Annotated in this window: 1 protein-coding gene; it reads left to right on the top strand. The window is 34.9% G+C overall.

What is annotated here, in order from left to right:
- The coding region (locus ACFIKI_RS08235; protein ID WP_375666727.1) for a type ISP restriction/modification enzyme at nt 1–2,615 on the top strand (2,615 nt) is incomplete at its 5' end.
- Nucleotides 2,616–2,900: the final 285 nt, after the last annotated feature.

Below are 2,900 nucleotides of genomic sequence, written 5' to 3'. Positions count from 1 at the left end.
GTGAAATCAAGCAAGAGGAAGCGATTGAGATGTTAGCGCAACATCTTGTCACGCGTCCCGTGTTTGAAGCTTTATTTTACGGTAATGAATTTGTACAGAACAATGCCATTTCGCAAGCAATGGATAAGATCTTAATGGAACTGGATAAAACCAATATCGCAGAGAAAACGAAAGATCTTGATAAATTTTACAAAAGTGTCATGTTCTGTACAGCAAGCATTACGGAAACTCATGCAAAACAGAATCTTATTATCAAGCTTTATGAAAGTTTTTTTGCCAAGGCATTTAAGAAAACCACGGATAAGCTTGGAATTGTTTACACGCCCGTTGAGGTTGTTGATTTTATCATTCATTCTGTTGATGATGTGTTGCGTAATGAATTTGGCAAAAGCTTGGGGTCACGGGGTGTTTCTATTCTTGACCCTTTTACAGGTACTGGTACCTTTATCACACGGCTTTTACAATCCAATCTCATAAAACCAGAGGATATGGAATATAAATTCCGTCATGATATTCATGCCAATGAGATTGTTTTGCTTGCCTATTACATAGCAGCGATTAACATTGAATCGACTTATCATAGTCTTATGAAAGGTGAGTATATTCCTTTTAAGCATATTGGCTTAACCGATACTTTCCGCATGCTTGAAGAGAAGAACTTGCTACAGGAATTGTTTAAAGAAAACAGTGAATATTTGGAACTTCAAAAGAAACTGAATATCGAAGTTATCTTTGGTAACCCTCCTTATTCGGTAGGACAAAAAAATGAAAACGACAATGCAAAAAACACTCCTTATCCGATTTTAGATAAACGGATCAGTGAAACTTATGCTGCTCAATCTAGAGCAACTAGTACGCAAAAGTTATATGATAGTTATATCCGCGCCATTCGTTGGGCTAGTGATCGTATTGATAATGCTGGGGTAATTGGTTTTGTTTCTGGTTCTGGTTATATAGAAAAGTCAACAATGGACAGTTTACGAAAATCTTTAGCCAAAGAATTTACGAGCATTTATGTACTTAATTTACGGGGGGATATTCGTAAAAATATGTTAAGTAATGGAGCTGCTCAAGAAGGAGAAAATGTTTTTGGTAATGGTAGTATGACTGGTATTGCCGTGACACTATTTATCAAAAAGCCTAATGCTTCTGGAGAGTGTAAAATTTATTATCATGACATTGGTAATAATCTCACAAGAGAAAAAAAGCTTAAGACAATTAAGAATTTTTGTAGCATTGATGGCATTACACGTAAACAAAAATGGCAAACGATCACGCCGGATGAACATGGTGATTGGATTCATCAACGTGATGAAAGTTTTGAAGCGTTCTTAGCTTTAGGTGATAAAAAAAGTCATGGTAAGAAACTCTTTGAAACATTTTCTCTTGGTGTTTCAACCAATCGTGATGCTTGGGCATATAATTCAAGTCGTAAAGTTTTAGCTAAAAACATGAGTAATATGATTACGTTCTATAACAGTGAAGTAGAACGTTTTAATAATGCTTATGCGCATGCTGACCGTAAAGTACGTATCAAATCTGTAGACAATTTTGTTAATATTGATGCTACAAAAATTAGTTGGAGTAGTAGTCTGAAAGAAGAAATTGTAAGGGGAAAGTTTTCCGAATTTAAGAGTGATTGCTTAATTCAAAGCCTTTATCGTCCTTTTACACAACAATGGCTCTACTATAATCGTATTTTTAATGAAAGAACTTACCAAATGCCGCGTATATTTCCTATGGGACAAGCGGTTAATAATAGGGTGATACAAATTACAGGTATAGGAGCAAGAAGTGGTTTTTCTGTTTTGATGGCTAAAAGTATACCTAATCTTACTACAATAGAGAGTGGTCAATGTTTTCCACGCTATATTTACGAAGATACTCCGGTTTCAAAAAATAAAAGTGAGAAACAATCCCATTTATTTACAGAAGACAGCCAAACAGCTGGTTTACAACGCCGTGATGCCATTTATGATGAAGGATTAGCACATTTTAAAGCAGCTTATCCTAATGAAACTATCACGAAAGATGATCTATTTTATTATGTTTATGGTCTTTTGCATTCGGAAGATTATCGCGCCCGTTATGCTGATAATTTATGCAAAGAATTGCCTCGTATCCCTTGTGTAAAGAGTGCTGATGATTTTTGGAAGTTTGTAACAGCAGGGCGTGAACTCGGTCATTTGCACGTAAACTATGAAACTGTAGAGCCTTATCCAGTGACCTTTAAAAAAGGTAATCCAAAAGTTACAGAGATCTCTAATCCCGAAAAATTCTATTATGTAACTGAAATGAAGTTCGCAAAAGCAGGTAAAGAGAAAGATAAAACCACTGTTATTTATAATAGCAATATCACAATAACAGATATCCCTCTTGAAGCTTATGAGTATATCGTCAATGGCAAGCCCGCTCTTGAATGGGTTATGGGGCGTCAATGCGTTAAGACGGATAAAAAGAGTGGTATTGTCAATGATGCCAATCGCTATGCTGTTGAAACCATTGGCAACCCTGCCTACCCTCTAGAGTTATTTCAGAGGGTTATTACAGTAAGTTTAGAAACAATGAAAATCGTTAAGAACTTACCAAAATTAGAACTAAGAGAAACTGAATAACTTATAAAGCGTGTTCACATGATAGGCATGCTAAATTCACAAGGGGTATAGAGCTTATAACCATAATCTATACCTCTCTTGTTAAGTTGATTAGGTAAAATCTCAAAAAGACAGTTTATATGCGTTATTCTAAAAAGAAGAAACTTGCACTTTTAGATACTCTTATTTGGATTGCCTTTAAAAGATTATACCGTAATCTAAAATGAGTGCTTTATTGTTATCAAAAGCTTTGTTTAAACAGAATTATGTATATTCATTTTCTTATATTACTTATAGGTTTTGAAG

The organism is Bartonella sp. TT121SHDZB (assembly GCF_042193415.1).
In the GTDB taxonomy this organism is placed as follows: domain Bacteria; phylum Pseudomonadota; class Alphaproteobacteria; order Rhizobiales; family Rhizobiaceae; genus Bartonella.
This window is presented reverse-complemented; position numbering and strand designations above follow the sequence as displayed.